Raw genomic sequence first — 14283 nt, 5'->3', positions numbered from 1 at the left:
TTCAGAGCACGCGGGCGGCGATGACGCACACGTCGTCGGTGGAGCTGTCGGCGCCGAGCCGCCGCAGCAGGCAGTCGATCGTCTGCTCGGGATCGTCCCCCACACAGGAGTGCGAGGCGTGGACGAGCGCGGCGATGCCGGCGTCCAGGTCCTGGCCGCGGCGTTCCACCACGCCGTCGGTGTACATCAGCAGGGTGTCGCCGGGTTCGAGCTGGGTGGCCGTCATGTCGAACTCGGCCGCGTCGAACGCCCCCAGCAGCGTGCCGGTGGGCCCCTCGACGAGCCGCCCCGTCCCGTCCCTGATGAGGACGGGGGCGGGATGCCCGGCGCTGGTCCAGGCGAACGTGCGCCGTTCGGGGTCGAAGTGGCCGATGATCGCCGTGCCGGTGACGGTGACCTCCTCGTTGGAGTGCACGATGAGGTCGTTCAGCCAGGTGGCGAGCTGTCCGGCGGGCGCGCCCGTGTAGGCCAGGCCGGCCAGCCCCGAGCGCATCTGCAACATGATGCTCGCGGCGGTCAGGCCGTGGCCCATGGCGTCGCCGATGGCCAGCAGCACGCGGCCGTCGGTGATCAGGCGGGCCTTGAACCAGTCGCCCCCGAGCCTGGTCAGCTCCTCGCCCGGCAGGTAGCGCACGCCGACGGCGAGCCCCGGCAGGCTGATGAGGCCCCGGCGGAGCGGCAGGATCGTGTTCTGGAGCTGGACGGTGACCCGGTGTTCCTGCTCGGCCCGCTCCCGCTCCTTGGTCGCCCGTTCGTGCGCCACGGCCAGCGCCCGTTCCCTGCGGCGGTTCTTGGTCACGTCCTGGACCAGGAAGCGCACCTTGAGCAGCAGGCCCTCCGGGTCGAGCAGCGGCTCGCTGTAGACGCACAGGTGACGTACGCCGTGCCGGTGCTGGATCCGGAACTCGTTCTCCACGGCTTCGCGGAACTCCAGCAGGGAGCGGATCTGCTCGTCCACGACCGGCAGGTCCTCGGGGACCACCACGCCGGGCAGCTCCTCCAGTGACATGGGGCCGTCCGCGCGGTCGCGGCCGAACATCTCGTACATCTGCGGGGTCCACAGGGTGCGTTCGGTCGCCAGGTTCCACTCGCCCCAGCCCAGCTCGGCCAGGCGCTGGGCGCGTTCCCAGCCGGAGACCAGCAGTTCCTCGTCGTCGAGCATGCGCCAGCTCACCAGCAGGCCGCGGTCCACGCGCGCGGCGCGTACGGCGAGGGTGGCCGGCCAGAGCCGGTAGTCCGCGGCCTCCACGAACTCCATCGGCATGCGGTAGAGGGATTCGCCGGACTCGTACACGGCGATGTAGTCGTCGAGCAGGCCGGAGCCGCCCACGCCGGGGCTGACCGTCAGGAGGCGGCATCCGGTCAGGTCGGCGGCCGAGCGGCCGGCGGGGGTCCTGGCGAGCTCGTTCGCCGCCACGACGAGGAAGTCGACGATGCGGCCCGCGTCGTCCTGGACGGGGGTGAGGTAGAGGGCCGAGGCGTGCACGCCCGCCAGCATGCCGTTCACCCACTCGGGCACCTCGGGCCGTTCGAGCTCCTGCTCGATCGGCCGTTCGATGCCCCGGGCGACCTCGGTCAGCTCCAGACCGCTGTGCCGGGCCATCCTGGCGAGTTGCTCGGCGGCCTCGCCCGGGCGGATGTTGAGCCGGGTGGCCAGGCGGGCCGTGGCCTCGTCGAGGATGGCCTGGGTACGCAGATGCCGACGTAGGACAGTGAGCTGCTCGCGAACCCGTGCCGAAGCCGCGTTCATCTCAAAGCGGCTGAACGGCGGAAATTTGCTCACTCGCTCCCCATGCCCGAACAATCGGGATTGAGGGCTGATGATGATGATATTTCGTAAAAACTAGGTGGTCCGCTGGGCCGTTCTCGAGGTTCGGCCCAGCGGAGGGTGCCATTGGAGGCGAGGGACGGTGTGCGGGGCGCCGTGCGCCCTACACATTGAAGATGCTGACCCCGCCCGGACCCACCAGGAAACCGAGGACGATGAGAACGATCCCCCAGAGCAGGTCGCGCCGGGCCAGAATCACGTAGATCCCGGAGATGACGAGGATTACCGCGATGATCCAAAGCAAAGTAGCCATGGGGTGACAACTGCCCTCACGTATGACTCCATAACATGTTTTCTTTCGCAGTAACGGTCATGAGGTAATTTCTTCGGATAGGTCGTTGGGCGGCCGCCTTCATCTAGTCGGCCGACTTCATCAGCTTGGCGTACCCGAGTTGCAGCCAGTCCGAGACCGCCACCGCCGTCATCGTCGCGCCGACCAGTCTGGTCACCCTGGGGGCGAAGACCAGCCCGACCGCGTACGCGGTGGCCGCCCACTGGGCCAGGCAGAACGGGCAGGCCAGCAACTCGCCCATCGGCCCGCGCGGCTCCTCCCGTACTTCGGAAGGGCCGCCCTGGCCCTCGTACGTGGTGAACGGCGCCCGCAGAGGGCTCATGACCGGATCCTTGGCCAGGCGCCGCGAGATCTTGTGGGTGCAGGCCGCCATGAGCGCGAGGTCGAGCACCCCGACCCGCTCGGGCAGCCGCCTCTTGGTGAGCACGGCCGCGGCCGCCGCGCCGGCCACCCCGGCCCCGTACGCGGCGAGGATTCCCAGATAGCCGCCGAGCGGCCGATCGTGCCCGTTGTTGTAGGCCCGTTCCGTCTTCTCCAGCATCTCGGTCATAGGGTGTGGCGCTACCCTCAGCCCCTGTCCCTACGCGCTGTCCGCAACGCCTACATGACGATCGTGGGGGTAGCCCGGAACCATGAGCAGCCATGGTCACGCGGTCACCGACGCCATCCTTGACACGTTGAAGCGCGCCAGCTCCGGTCTGAAGGATGCCGGGGTGAAGTTCGCGCTGGCCGGTGGCTGTGCGGCCTACGCCAGAGGCGCCGCCCCCTCGCTGCACGACGTCGACTTCGTGCTCACCGAGCATGACGTGCCGGCCGCGCTGGAGGCGCTGCGCGGGCTGGGGTTCCAGACGGCCAAGCCGCCGGAGGACTGGCTGGTCAAGGCGTACGACGAGGGGCGTCTCGTCGATCTGATCTTCCGGGTGTCGGACCACGAGATCACCGAGGAGTTGCTGGACCGGGCCGAGCCGCTGAAGGCGTCGGCGGTGATCGTACCCGTGCTGGAGGCCACCGACCTGGTCATCTCGTGGTTGCTGCCGCTGTCGGAGCACGCCTGCGACTACGGGGCGCTGCTGGCCCAGGTACGGGCGCTGCGCGAGCAGGTCGACTGGCCGAGGGTGGTGGCGGTGACGGCCGACTCGCCGTACGCGACGACGTTCGTCACGCTGCTGGAGCGGCTGGGCGTGCTGAGCGAGCCGGTGGTGGCCTCGGGCGAGAGCAAGTGGCCCTGACCAAGCGCCCCTGACCGGGACGCCCCTGACCGGGACGCCCCGGAACGGGACGCTCGGGAACGGGCGAAGGGCCGCGTCCGGGGGCGGACGCGGCCCTTCGTGTCAGGGCAGACTGCTCAGATCAGACCATAAGGGTCACCCGTGGCGGCCGTAGTAGTCGCCCAGCCGCGTCCGGTACTCGATCTCCTTGTACCTGCCCTCGTCGAACTCGGGCGCGTCCTTGATCTCGGCCTTGGTCCGCGCGACGTGCACGTCACGCTCCTGAGGGTCGATGCGCGTGACGACCTGCGCCGGCAGCATGACCTTCTTGCCGAAGATCCAGGGACCGGTGTCGACGATGATGTAGCTCTCGCCGACCTCGTACGTCGCCTCGTCGACGGACCCGATCTTCCCGTCGGTCGCCTGGACGTGGTATCCCACGAGATCCAGACTCTGACCCCGGTCATAGACGTCAGGACGATAGTTCCAGAGCTCCATCGGGCTCTCTTCCTCTCTTCTTCCGTCTTTTCTCGGGCAAGACTCCTGCTACCCGGACAGACTCCGGTAAACGCCCCACAAAGCGTCGGCGGCGACGGATACGATCCGCGTCACGGACTGGAAAGGGGTCGGATGACTCTCGGCCAAGCGCAGGAGTGGGCTCCTCCAGGCGTCGACGTCACGCGCCCCAGCGTGGCCCGCGTGCACGACTGCCTGCTCAGCGGCGTGGAGAACTTCACCGCCGACCGTTCGGTGGCGCGCCGGCTGAAGGACGCCGTGCCCGAGGTGGTCGACCTCGTCTGGTGCAACCGGGCCTTCATCGGCCGGATCGTCGACTTCCTGGTCCGCGAGGCGGGCATCAGGCAGATCATCGACCTCGGCGCCGGGCTGCCCACCATCGAGAACACGCACGAGGTCGCCCAGTTCGCCGACCCCAGGACCAGGGTCGTCTACGTCGACCTCGACCCCATGGTCGAGCCGCACGCCCGCGCCATCCTCAGCGGCAACGCCTGCGCCACCGCGAGCAGCGCCGTCGCCCGCGACGTCGAGGCCGTGCTCGGCCACCCCGAGCTGACCCGCCTGATCGACCTCGACCAGCCCACGGCCCTGCTGGCCATCGGCCTCCTGCACCTGTTCCCCGACGCCGACGACCCCCACGGCCTGGTCCGCCAGTACGTCGCCGAACTCGCCCCCGGCAGCCACCTGGCCGTCTCGAACATGCTGGCCTCCGACAACCCCAAGGCCAAAGCCCTGGAGACGCTGCTCCAGGCCACCATGGGCACCGGCTACTTCCGCGACCGCACGGACATCGAGGCGTACTTCGACGGGCTGGTGCTGGTCGAGCCGGGCGTCGTGCACTTCCCCGAATGGCATCCCGACGAGCGGCTGCCCGGCCCGCTGGCCCCCTGGGAGGAACTGCTCCTGGGCGGCGTCGCCCGCAAGCCGTAACCCGCCGCCCGCGCCGCCGTGACCAAGCGCCGCCCGCCGGTGGCGCCGGTGAGACCCCGTGTCGTGCGCCGGTCGTGAAACCCCGGTGCCGCCCGCGCCCGCGGCGACTAGGGTGTCGCCCATGCCGCGTCGTTTCCTCATCTGCTCCCCGCCGCCGGCCCTCTAGCGGGCGGCGGCGTTCCAGGAATTTCCGGGTCTGACCGATCCGGGGGTGGTTGCTGCCCGCACACGGGCCCATTCCGACCACTCCATCCGGAGAGATCCAGTCATGACCCCTGTCTCCGCCCGTCGTGGCGCCGTCTACGTGTCCGTGGCCGCCACTGCCTGGGGCACCGGCGGCGCCGCAGGCGCGCTGCTGTTCGAGTCGGGCCACCTCGGCCCGGTCGGCGTCTCGTTCTGGCGCTACCTGCTCGGCGCCGCCTTCCTCCTCGCCCTCGCCCTCACCCGCCGCCCGCCGCGCGGACCGCACCTGACCTGGCGCGTGTTGCCGGTCGGCGCAGGCATGGCCGTCTACCAGACCGCGTACTTCGCGGCCATCGCCGGCTCCGGCGTCGCGGTCGCGACGGTCGTGACCATGGGCGCCACGCCGATCTTCACCGCCCTCGGCGCCCGCCTCCTGCTGCGCGAACCGCTCGGCCCGGTCGCCCGGGGCGCCCTGGCCGCCGCGCCGGCCGGGCTCGTCCTGCTCACGGCGGAGTCGGTCGTCCGGGCCGAGTCCCTGGCCGGCATCGGGTACGCCCTCCTCTCGGCCGCCGGGTACGCCGGCGTGACCCTCTTCTCCCGGCACCACAGGACCGACCCCCAGGGCACGGCCGTCGGCGGTTTCGCGGTCGGGGCGGTGTGCCTGGCCCCCTTCGCCCTGCCGGCGGGCGTGGTGCCCGAGCTGAGTGTGCCGTCGGTGGCGCTGCTGCTCTACCTGGGCGCGGTGCCCACCGCCCTGGCCTACGGCCTGTTCTTCCGCGCGCTCACCGCGCTGCCCGCCACGACGGTCTCGATCATCTCGCTCGGCGAGGCCGCGGGGGCGGCGCTGATCGGCGTCGTGCTGTTCGGTGAGCGGCTGACGCCGCTCGCCTGGGGCGGGTGCGCGCTGCTGCTGGCCGCGGTCGCCGTGCTCGCGCTGAGAGCGGAAACGGAGATGTGAGGCCAAGGGCCCGTGATGAGTTAAGGTCCGGTACGGCGACGCTTGCCGTATCGTCGCTCCGCTCCCTCATTTCGGCATAAGGGAACGGCGCCGACGAAACGTGCGTTGGAGGAACTGTGGCCTCGATAAAGGGAATATTCAGGAACCTCCTGGATCGTCCAGGCGGGGTGAACCTGACCCCCTATATGAAGATTGTCAAGGCGGCCGATGAGCGCGCCGGTCGCATCGGAAAGCTCGAAGAGCTGCCGGAGCCGGCCATGGACGATCTGGCCGAGTTCTGTGCCATCGTGCGCGAGGCCGCCGACCGGACCCTCGGGCTCAGGCCGTACGACGTGCAGTTGCTGGGCACGCTCGCCCTGCTCGACGGCAAGGTGGCCGAGATGGCGACCGGCGAGGGCAAGACCCTGTCGGGCGCCATGGCCGCCGCCGGCTACGCGTTGCAGGGTAAACGGGTGCACGTGATGTCCGTCAACGACTACCTGGCCAGGCGCGACGCCGAGTGGATGGGCCCGCTCTACGAGGCGCTCGGCGTCAGCGTGGGCTGGATCGACCAGAACTCCAGCCCGGAGGAGCGCCGCGCGGCCTACGCCAAGGACGTCACGTACGGGCCGGTCAGCGAGATCGGGTTCGACGTGCTGCGCGACCGGCTGCGTACGGACCCTGGCGAGATCATCGTGCCCGCGCCCGAGGTGGCGCTGATCGACGAGGCCGACTCCGTGCTCGTCGACGAGGCCAGGGTGCCGCTGGTGATGGCCGGCGCGGCCGACCCCGGCAGCGCCGTGCCCGAGATGGCGGCGCTGGTCCGCACGCTCGTCCGCGGTTACCACTACGAGATCGACGAGCAGGCGCGCAACGTCTACCTCACCCCCAAGGGCGCCGACAGCGTCGAGAACATCCTCGGCGTCGAGCTCTACGACGAGCACGAGCCCGGCACCCTCATCGAGCTCAACCTGGCCCTGCACGCCCACGCGCTGCTCGCCCGCGACGTCGACTACATCGTCCGTGACGGCCGGGTCCAGCTCATCAACCCCTCGCGCGGCCGGGTGGCGCTGCTCCAGCGCTGGCCCGACGGGCTCCAGGCGGCCGTGGAGGCCAAGGAGGCGCTGCCGCCGAGCGAGAAGGGCGAGATCCTCGACTCGATCACCCTCCAGGGGCTGATCCGCCGCTACCCGCAGATCTGCGGTATGACCGGCACCGCCGTCGCGGTCAACGAGCAGCTCGGTGAGTTCTACGGGCTCAAGGTCGCGGTCATCCCGTCCAACCGGCCGTGCGTGCGGAAGGACGAGCCCGACCGCGTCTACCCGACCGTCCCCGACAAGGACGCCGCGCTGGTGGAGGAGATCCAGGAGGCCCACGAGACGGGCCGGCCGATCCTCATCGGCACCCTCGACGTGGCCGAGTCGGAGAACCTCGCCAAGCTGCTCCAGCGCCGGGGCATGGAACCGGTCGTGCTCAACGCCAAGAACGACGCAGAGGAGGCCGCGATCATCGCCAGGGCGGGCGAGCGCGGCGCGATCACCGTCTCCACCCAGATGGCCGGACGCGGCACCGACATCCGGCTCGGCGACGGCGTGGCCGAGCTCGGCGGCCTCTACGTGATCGGCTCCGGCCGCCACGCCAGCAGCCGCCTCGACGACCAGCTCCGCGGCCGGGCCGGCCGTCAGGGCGACCCCGGCGGCTCGGTCTTCTTCGTCAGCATGACCGACGACCTGATCACCCAGTTCGTCCCCGACGAGCGCCCGCCCGCCGCCGACCCCGACGGCCTCGTACGCCACCGCCGCGGCGCGTACATCGTGGGCCACGCCCAGCGGGTGGCCGAGGGCGTCAACCTGGAGATCCACCGCAACACCTGGCGCTACACCCGCCTGCTTGAGCACCAGCGCGAGCTGATCCTCGAATGGCGCGACAAGGTCCTCCACGGCGACTCCGCCGCCAAGGCGCTGGCCGAGGCCGACCCCGAGCGCTGGGCCGAGCTGCCCGAGGACACCAGGGACGAGACGGCCCGCCAGATCGTCCTGCACGCCATCGACACCTGCTGGACCGAGCACCTGGCCTTCCTCAACGACCTGCGCGAGGGCATCCACCTGCGCGCGCTGGGCCGGATGAGCCCGGTCGACGAGTTCCAGCGGGAGGCCGTGGCCGAGTACAAGGCGCTCCAGGCCGAGGTCGAACGCCGCTCGCTGGAGTCCTTCGAGTCCCCCGAGCCCGACCTGAAGCGCCCGTCGGCCACGTGGACGTACCTGGTGCAGGACAACCCGTTCGGCACCGAATGGGACCGGATCCTCAAGCGCGTCACCGCCGCCACACGACGTGGCTGACTCGCGGGCGTACCTGACAGAAGATGACAGGTACGCCTGCGAGCATGGACACATGACGACAAAAGCCAAGCTCATCGCGTTCACCATCGACTGCGACGACCCGCGGAAGCTGGCCGCGTTCTACCACGAGGTGACCGGCTTCGAGATCCAGTATTCGGAGGAGGAGTACGCGGCCATCGGCGACGGCTCCACCAGCATCTACTTCGGTCGTGTCCCGGGTTACAAGCCGGGCACCTGGCCCAGCCCGGACAAGAAGTTCCACTTCGACTTCCGCGTGCCCGACCTGGACAAGGCGGTCGAGGAGTACACCGCGCTGGGGGCGGTCAAGCCGGAGTTCCAGCCGGGGGTCACCGAGGAGGGCACCCGCTGGATCGTCCTTCAGGACCCGGAGGGCCACCTGTTCTGCGTGGTTCCCGAGCAGTCGTAGGCACCGGGCGCTCCTGCGAGGGCCAAGGATGAGCCACATGTTCGTGCAGGTGGACGCCGTAATTGGGTGATTTATCGGCCTAAAGAATGATTGCACTGCTCCGCCTGGCTCCTAAGCTGGAGCAATGCTCCTGGACGGATCCTTGCCCCTGCGCGGGCGCCGATGACCTGGGTCGGGCTGCTCATCGCGCTGGCCGGAGCGCTGGGGTACGCGCTCGGCGCCGCCCTCCAACAGTACGAGGCCGTGGCCGCGGGCGCCACGCTCAAACTGGTCCGGCGCCCCCGCTGGTGGATCGGCGGCGTGATCGGCTTCACCGGGGCGTGCCTGCACGCCGTGGCGCTCAGCTTCGCGCCGCTGGTGGCCGTGCAGCCGATCAGCGTGGCCACCCTGGTGTTCGCGGTGCCGCTGGCCGCCTTCATGTACGGTCGCAAGCCGTACCGGGCGGAGATCCTCGGCTCGATCGCCGTGGCCGTGGGCCTGCTCTGGCTCATGCTGCTGGTGCCGCAGCACGACGTCGTCCCCAGGCTGAGCAACGGCGCCGCCCTCGGCTTCCTGGGCGTCATCGCGGCGATCACGCTGGTCGCGCAGGTGCTCGCCCGGCGCTTCCACGGCCCCGCGCGGGCGCTGCTGCTCTCGGTGGGCGCGGGTGTGGTGACCGCGAGCGTGTCGACGTTCGTCCGGGTGGTCGGCGGCGGCATGCAGGGGGAGTGGGGGCGGCTGATCCACTGGTTCACGCTGGCCGTGCCGGTGCTGCTGGTCTGCGCGGTGGTGCTGCTCCAGCGCTCGTACGCGGTCGGCTACTTCGGCATCGCCTACGCCGGCGTGCAGGTCATCGACCCGATCACGTCGGTGCTGGCGGGCGCGATCCTGCTTGGTGAGCCGCTGCCGACCAGCCCGTCCACGGCCATCCCCGCCCTGCTGGCCGGGGCGCTCACCATCGGCGGCACGATCACGCTGGGCCGCCTCACCCCCGACCACTCCACGCCCGCCCCGACCCCCGCTCCCGTGCCGCCGGTGCTCACCTCCGCCACGGTGGCCGCCGAGGCCGCGTCCGCGGGCCAGTCCGGGGGCGCCTCGGAGGGCGCGTCGGAGGGCGCGGTCACCGGTCAGTGACCGCCTCCGCCGGCGGACGCCAGGACAGCACGTCGTCCATCGAACGCAGCATCAGGTCCGGGCTGAGCCGGTTCGCCACGGTCATGCCGAGGTTGCGCAGCCGTACCGCCAGCGGGTTGCGCAACATGGTCATCCGGCAGAGCGTCATCGACCGCCGTACGATGCCGGACGTGCGTTCCAGCCGGGCGGCGGTGTAGGCGGCGAGGTCGCCGTCCGCGACGTGCGCGAGCACCACGGCGTCCTCCAGCGCCTGGCAGGCCCCCTGGCCCAGGTTGGGGGTCATCGCGTGGGCGGCGTCGCCCACCAGCGCCACCCGGCCGCTGTGGAAGGCGGGCAGCGGCGTCTTCAGGTAGTGGACGTCGTTGCGGATGATCCGGGCGGGGTCGGCGGCCCGCAGCAGCGCCGGGATCGGCTCGTGCCAGCCGCCGAACCTGCGCAGCAACTCCTCCCGCTCGTCCTCGTGGACGGCGCCGGCGGGTGACAGGTCGGTCGCGTACACGTAGACCAGGTCGTCGGTGAGCTGGTGGATGCCGAACACCTGCCCGCTGCCCCAGCTCTCCGACCGGGGGATCGTCAGCCCGTTCCGCGGCACGAGCCCGCGCCAGGCCGTCACCCCCGCGTACGCCGGCCCCGGATGCCCGGGGAAGAGCGTGCGCCGGGTCGCCGAGTGGATGCCGTCGGCGCCCACGACGAGGTCGGCCTCGATCTCGCCCGCCGCGGTCCGGACGATCCCGCGTTCGGCGTCCACGCCGGTCACGGTGGTGTCCAGCCGCAGGACACCCGGGCCCAGGGCGTCGGCCAGCACGTCCATCAGCGTGGCCCGCAGCAGGACGACCACCGAGTCGCCGTATCTGGCGTCGGCGTTGTCGTCCGTGGTGCGGGTCAGCCAGCGGCCGTCCGCCCGGCGCAGCCCGAGCGGCCCCTCGACGACGGACAACTCGCGCACCCGGTCGCCCACGCCCAGCGTGTCGAGTGCCTTCAGGGCGTTGGCGGCCACCGCCAGCCCGGACCCGACGGGCTCGACGGCCGCCGCCCGTTCCAGCACGCTCACCTCCCACCCCTTGCGGCGCAGCGCCACACCGGAGGCCAGCCCTCCGATGCCCCCGCCGATCACCACAGCCTTCGACATGACCGCCTCCTCGATTACTACGTCTGTAGTGTCAGCCTACTACGCCTGTAGTGTGACGGCACTACCCCTGTAGTATTCGTCCGTGAAACGATCGGAGACCGTCGCGGACGCGGCCATCACCCTGCTGGCCGAGCGGGGCATGCGCGGCCTCACCCATCGCGCCGTCGACGAGGCGGCCGGGTTGCCGTCCGGATCGACGTCCAACCTGGCGCGCACCCGCGCCGCGCTGCTTGAGTTGACGCTGTCCCGGCTCACCGAGCTGGAGATGGAGGTCATGGCCGTGGCCTACGAGCGGGTGCCGCTCACCCTCGACGGCCTGCCCGCCCGCCTGGCCGGGGCCCTGCGCGTGCAGCTCGACGACCGCAGGCGCACCCTGGCCCGCTACGAGCTGGCCCTGGAGGCCACCAGGCGTCCCGAACTGCGCGAGATCTACGACCGCGCGGGCCGCCGGTTCCGCGACCCGGCGCCCGCCATGCTGGCCGCCCTCGGCTCCAAGGACCCGGCCCGCCACGCCCGGCAGCTCGTGGCCTTCGGGGAGGGCCTGATGTTCGACGCGATCGCCGGCGCGGGCCAGACACCCACCCTGGACGAGCTCACTCTCGCCCTGCGCGACCTGCTGACCGGCATGCTGCACGACGAAGGCGCCGGCGGATAGAACCGCCGGCGCCCGCATGCCGGTTCGTATGTTCTGTACGTCGCCCTGTACGTCGCCTACTCGTCGCCGCCCGCGTCCTCGCCGTCCCTCGCGTGTTTGCCGCGAGGCTCCCGACGGCCGCCGGCCGCGCCGGCCTCGGCCTCCGGCGGCTCGTCCTTGGGGGGTGCCTCATGCCTGCCCATACGGGGGGACTCTCCTTCACTTCGATCAACAGCTCACGGTGACCGTATGACTACGGTCATGCGTCCGGCAAGAGGGATGGGCCAAGATCGGCCGAGGACCCACGGAACGAAGCCGAGAAAAGCTCGCGTAATGTCGTGATCAGCCGGGGCACGAGGCGCGGTAGGGCACCTCGGGCAGGTGGCGGGCCCAGTCGGCCGCCGACAGCCCCCCGTAGCGGGCGCAGACCGCCTCCGCCGGATCCCTGGCCCGCCCCCCTGCCGGCCCGGCCAGGTCCAGCGTGAGCACGGTCCCGCCGGCGGCCAGCACACGCGCGGTGCGCCCGTCGGCCGCGAGCACCGCCCGCGCGGGCCGGTCCGCGCCTCCCACCGGCACCTGACGTTCGGCCAGCAGCGTGCGATCGGGCACGCGCCACACCCGCACCCGGTCGTTGTCCGTCCCGGCCAGCAGCCGCCCGTCCGGGCTGAAACGCAGGTGGCCGGGCGAGGGCCGCAGGCGGGTGCCGAGCACGGGCACGCCGTCCAGGTCGTAGATCTGGATGCCGGTCTCCTCGGCGATGGCCACCCGCTCGCCGTCCGGCGCGAACGTGGTGTACTCCCACGGCATCCGGTCCAGCCACGGCGCGGGCGTGACGCGGCCGGCCCGCCTGATCGCCGAGCGCCGGCCGTCGAACGTGAGCGCCACCCGGTCGCCCGGACCGGCGACGGCGTACTGGCCGACGAAGGCCGCCCGGTGGGCCCGCAGGTCCCAGGCCCAGCGCTCGCCCGACTGCCGGGCCGCGGCGAACAGCAGCCCGCCGCCCGGACTGAACCACGCCGACTGCTCGCCCGGCGCCCCCAGCCCCCTGCCGAACGGCGGCCCCACACCCCGCCCCGAGGCGGTGTCCCACAGGTACGACCGGTCCACGCCCACGAAGGCCAGCGTGTGCCCGTCCGGCGACCAGGCCATCGCCCGAACGCTCTGCGCGGGCCCCGCCGCCTGGGCGATCTGGCGGTGCCCGGGGACGTCGTAGATCCGTACCGTGTCGTCGGTCAGGGCGGCCAGCCTGCTGCCGTCGTCGCTGACCGCGTACAGGGAGCGTGGCCCGGCGTACGGGTCGGTGAACACGTCCACGGCCGGGTCACCGGCCGCCGCCGCCAGTGCCCGGCGCGCCTGCGGCACCTGGGCCAGCCGCCAGGCCGCCAGGCTCAGCCGCCGGGCGGTCACCGGGTCGGCCACCCGCAGCGCCTCGGCCCGCGACGCGGCGACCTTGGCCATCGCCTGCTCCAGCCGCCCGTCGGCGGTCCCGTGCTGCCACACCGCGAGCAGCGCCGCCAGCACCGCGACCGACAGCAGCCCCGCCATGATCGCGCGCCGCCTGCGCGTGCCCCTGCGGGCCCGCGCCAGGCCCTCGTCCAGGAAGGTCTGCTCGTCCGCGCTCAGGGTGACCCGCCGCCGCCCGCCGGCCGCCCAGGCCAGCGCCCGGTCGAGGGGTTCGCCGCGGTACAACTCCGACTCGCGCCGCCCGCCCGCCTCCCAGGCCCGCGCCGCCCGGGCCAGTTCCCGGTGCACCGCCAGGCCGTCCCGCTCGCTGTCCAGCCACTCGTGCAGGCGCGGCCAGGCCCGCAGCAGCGCCGCGTACGTGATCGTCAGAGGGCCTTGGTCGCCGGTCGTCAGGATCCCGGCCTTCCCGTACGCCTCCAGCACCCGGTCGATCGCGGCCACCTCGTCGGGGGCGCGTCCGGCGACCAGGTCGTTCCTGCGGGCGGGGGCGACGGTGTCGCCGCCGGCGTCGTCCTGGCCGACCAGGCGCAGGAAGACCTCGGGCACCAGATCCTGGTCTGCCCGGCACAACTGGAGATAGAGGGCCTCGGCGCGGGCGCCGAGCGGCGGGTCGTCCACGGGCTCCGGCGGCAGCAGGCGGCCGAGCTGGGACTGCGGGGCGTCGAGAAGGGACATGAGCAGGCGGCGGGCGTCCGGCCGTTGCCCGGGGTCGTCGTGGAGCGCGGCGGCGACCAGGCCGCGTAACAGCCGGTCGAGGCGCTCCCCGTTGCCTAATCGTTCGGTGAGCCCGTAGGCGGCGAACAGCAGGACGCGCCCCCACGCCTGGACGTCGCCGGCCGGCTCGGCCTCCGCGTCGGCGAGCCCCAGCCCCACCAGACGCGGTCCCTCGGCGCCCAGGATGACCTTGTCCGGCGTGAGCGACCCGTGCACCGCCCCCGCCTCGTGCACGGCGGCCAGCGCGGTGGCGGTGGCGGCGGCCAGGCGGTAGAGGTCGTCGCCGGCGAAGTGGCCGCGGCGGTCGACGACCTGGCGCAGCGTCGGCCCTTCGATGTACTCGCTGACCAGATACGGCGGGTCGCCCTGCGGGCACGCCTCGACCAGTCGCGCGGCGTGCACCGAACGCACCTCCCGGACCTGCGCGTACGCGCCCGGCCCGGGCAGGTGGAGCGCATGGCGGGCCCCCGACTCGTCATAGGCTTCGCGGACGGTGGTCCGTCCGCCGCCGTCGAGCCGGGCGCCGAGCCAGTAGCCTCCCAGCCGATCAGTCATGCGGGATTAGATGC

14 protein-coding genes are annotated in these 14283 nt (G+C 72.0%); 7 read left to right on the top strand and 7 right to left on the bottom strand.

From position 1 onward, the window contains the following. Position 1 precedes the first annotated feature (1 nt). The 3 genes from DMB42_RS23005 to DMB42_RS23000 all read right to left on the bottom strand — a co-directional run bounded on the left by DMB42_RS23005 (position 2) and on the right by DMB42_RS23000 (position 2670). Positions 2–1750, bottom strand: a complete 1749-nt coding sequence (locus DMB42_RS23005; protein WP_125637058.1) for a PP2C family protein-serine/threonine phosphatase — start codon at positions 1748–1750, stop codon at positions 2–4. Between the two features lie 181 nt (positions 1751–1931). Then, positions 1932–2081, bottom strand: coding sequence for a GPGG-motif small membrane protein (locus tag DMB42_RS53385; protein WP_165959640.1), 150 nt, complete (start codon positions 2079–2081; stop codon positions 1932–1934). 103 nt (positions 2082–2184) lie between these two features. Then, positions 2185–2670: a DUF1360 domain-containing protein gene (locus tag DMB42_RS23000; RefSeq protein WP_125637057.1), complete on the bottom strand. Its 486-nt coding sequence runs from the start codon at positions 2668–2670 to the stop codon at positions 2185–2187. Between the two features lie 82 nt (positions 2671–2752). On the opposite strand from DMB42_RS23000, the gene DMB42_RS22995 reads away from it, so the two are divergent. After that, a complete protein-coding gene (locus tag DMB42_RS22995) occupies positions 2753–3349 on the top strand; it encodes a nucleotidyltransferase (protein WP_125637056.1) in 597 nt (198 codons plus the stop codon). 135 nt (positions 3350–3484) lie between these two features. Here the strand turns inward: DMB42_RS22995 and DMB42_RS22990 are convergent, their stop codons facing one another. Beyond that, positions 3485–3769, bottom strand: coding sequence for a PRC-barrel domain containing protein (locus DMB42_RS22990; RefSeq protein ID WP_260477877.1), 285 nt, complete (start codon positions 3767–3769; stop codon positions 3485–3487). Positions 3770–3958: 189 nt separating this feature from the next. Between DMB42_RS22990 and DMB42_RS22985 the strand changes: the two genes are divergently transcribed. The 5 genes from DMB42_RS22985 to DMB42_RS22965 all read left to right on the top strand — a co-directional run bounded on the left by DMB42_RS22985 (position 3959) and on the right by DMB42_RS22965 (position 9773). Then, a complete protein-coding gene (locus DMB42_RS22985) occupies positions 3959–4774 on the top strand; it encodes an SAM-dependent methyltransferase (protein ID WP_125637054.1) in 816 nt (271 codons plus the stop codon). A 268-nt stretch (positions 4775–5042) separates the two neighbouring features. Continuing rightward, the gene (locus tag DMB42_RS22980) at positions 5043–5915 is read left to right on the top strand and encodes a DMT family transporter (RefSeq protein WP_125637053.1); all 873 of its coding nucleotides are present in this window, start codon (positions 5043–5045) and stop codon (positions 5913–5915) included. Between the two features lie 185 nt (positions 5916–6100). Beyond that, the gene (gene secA2 / locus DMB42_RS22975; protein ID WP_221762296.1) at positions 6101–8233 is read left to right on the top strand and encodes an accessory Sec system translocase SecA2; all 2133 of its coding nucleotides are present in this window, start codon (positions 6101–6103) and stop codon (positions 8231–8233) included. Positions 8234–8285: 52 nt separating this feature from the next. Then, positions 8286–8660 carry a VOC family protein gene (locus tag DMB42_RS22970; protein WP_125637051.1) on the top strand — a complete coding sequence of 125 codons (375 nt, stop codon included), beginning with the start codon at positions 8286–8288 and terminating at the stop codon, positions 8658–8660. A gap of 162 nt (positions 8661–8822) precedes the next feature. Beyond that, entirely contained in the window at positions 8823–9773 is a 951-nt protein-coding gene (locus DMB42_RS22965) for a hypothetical protein (RefSeq protein WP_125637050.1), read from the top strand. On the opposite strand, the gene DMB42_RS22960 is transcribed toward DMB42_RS22965, so the two are convergent. Next, a complete protein-coding gene (locus DMB42_RS22960) occupies positions 9760–10902 on the bottom strand; it encodes an FAD-dependent monooxygenase (RefSeq protein ID WP_125637049.1) in 1143 nt (380 codons plus the stop codon). The genes DMB42_RS22965 and DMB42_RS22960 overlap by 14 nt on opposite strands. An 82-nt stretch (positions 10903–10984) precedes the next feature. On the opposite strand from DMB42_RS22960, the gene DMB42_RS22955 reads away from it, so the two are divergent. Next, entirely contained in the window at positions 10985–11557 is a 573-nt protein-coding gene (locus tag DMB42_RS22955; RefSeq protein ID WP_260477876.1) for a TetR/AcrR family transcriptional regulator, read from the top strand. Positions 11558–11613: 56 nt separating this feature from the next. On the opposite strand, the gene DMB42_RS55115 is transcribed toward DMB42_RS22955, so the two are convergent. Together DMB42_RS55115 and DMB42_RS22950 are read right to left on the bottom strand one after the other, a co-directional pair. Then, entirely contained in the window at positions 11614–11739 is a 126-nt protein-coding gene (locus DMB42_RS55115; protein WP_260477875.1) for a hypothetical protein, read from the bottom strand. 139 nt (positions 11740–11878) lie between these two features. Beyond that, entirely contained in the window at positions 11879–14269 is a 2391-nt protein-coding gene (locus DMB42_RS22950) for a hypothetical protein (RefSeq protein WP_125637048.1), read from the bottom strand. Between the last annotated feature and the right edge of the window lie 14 nt (positions 14270–14283).

The sequence above is a fragment of the Nonomuraea sp. WAC 01424 genome (genome assembly GCF_003947315.1).
GTDB classification, from domain to species: domain Bacteria; phylum Actinomycetota; class Actinomycetes; order Streptosporangiales; family Streptosporangiaceae; genus Nonomuraea; species Nonomuraea spiralis.
The sequence above is the reverse complement of the archived record's forward strand: the minus strand, read 5'-3'. Positions and strand labels throughout refer to the sequence as shown.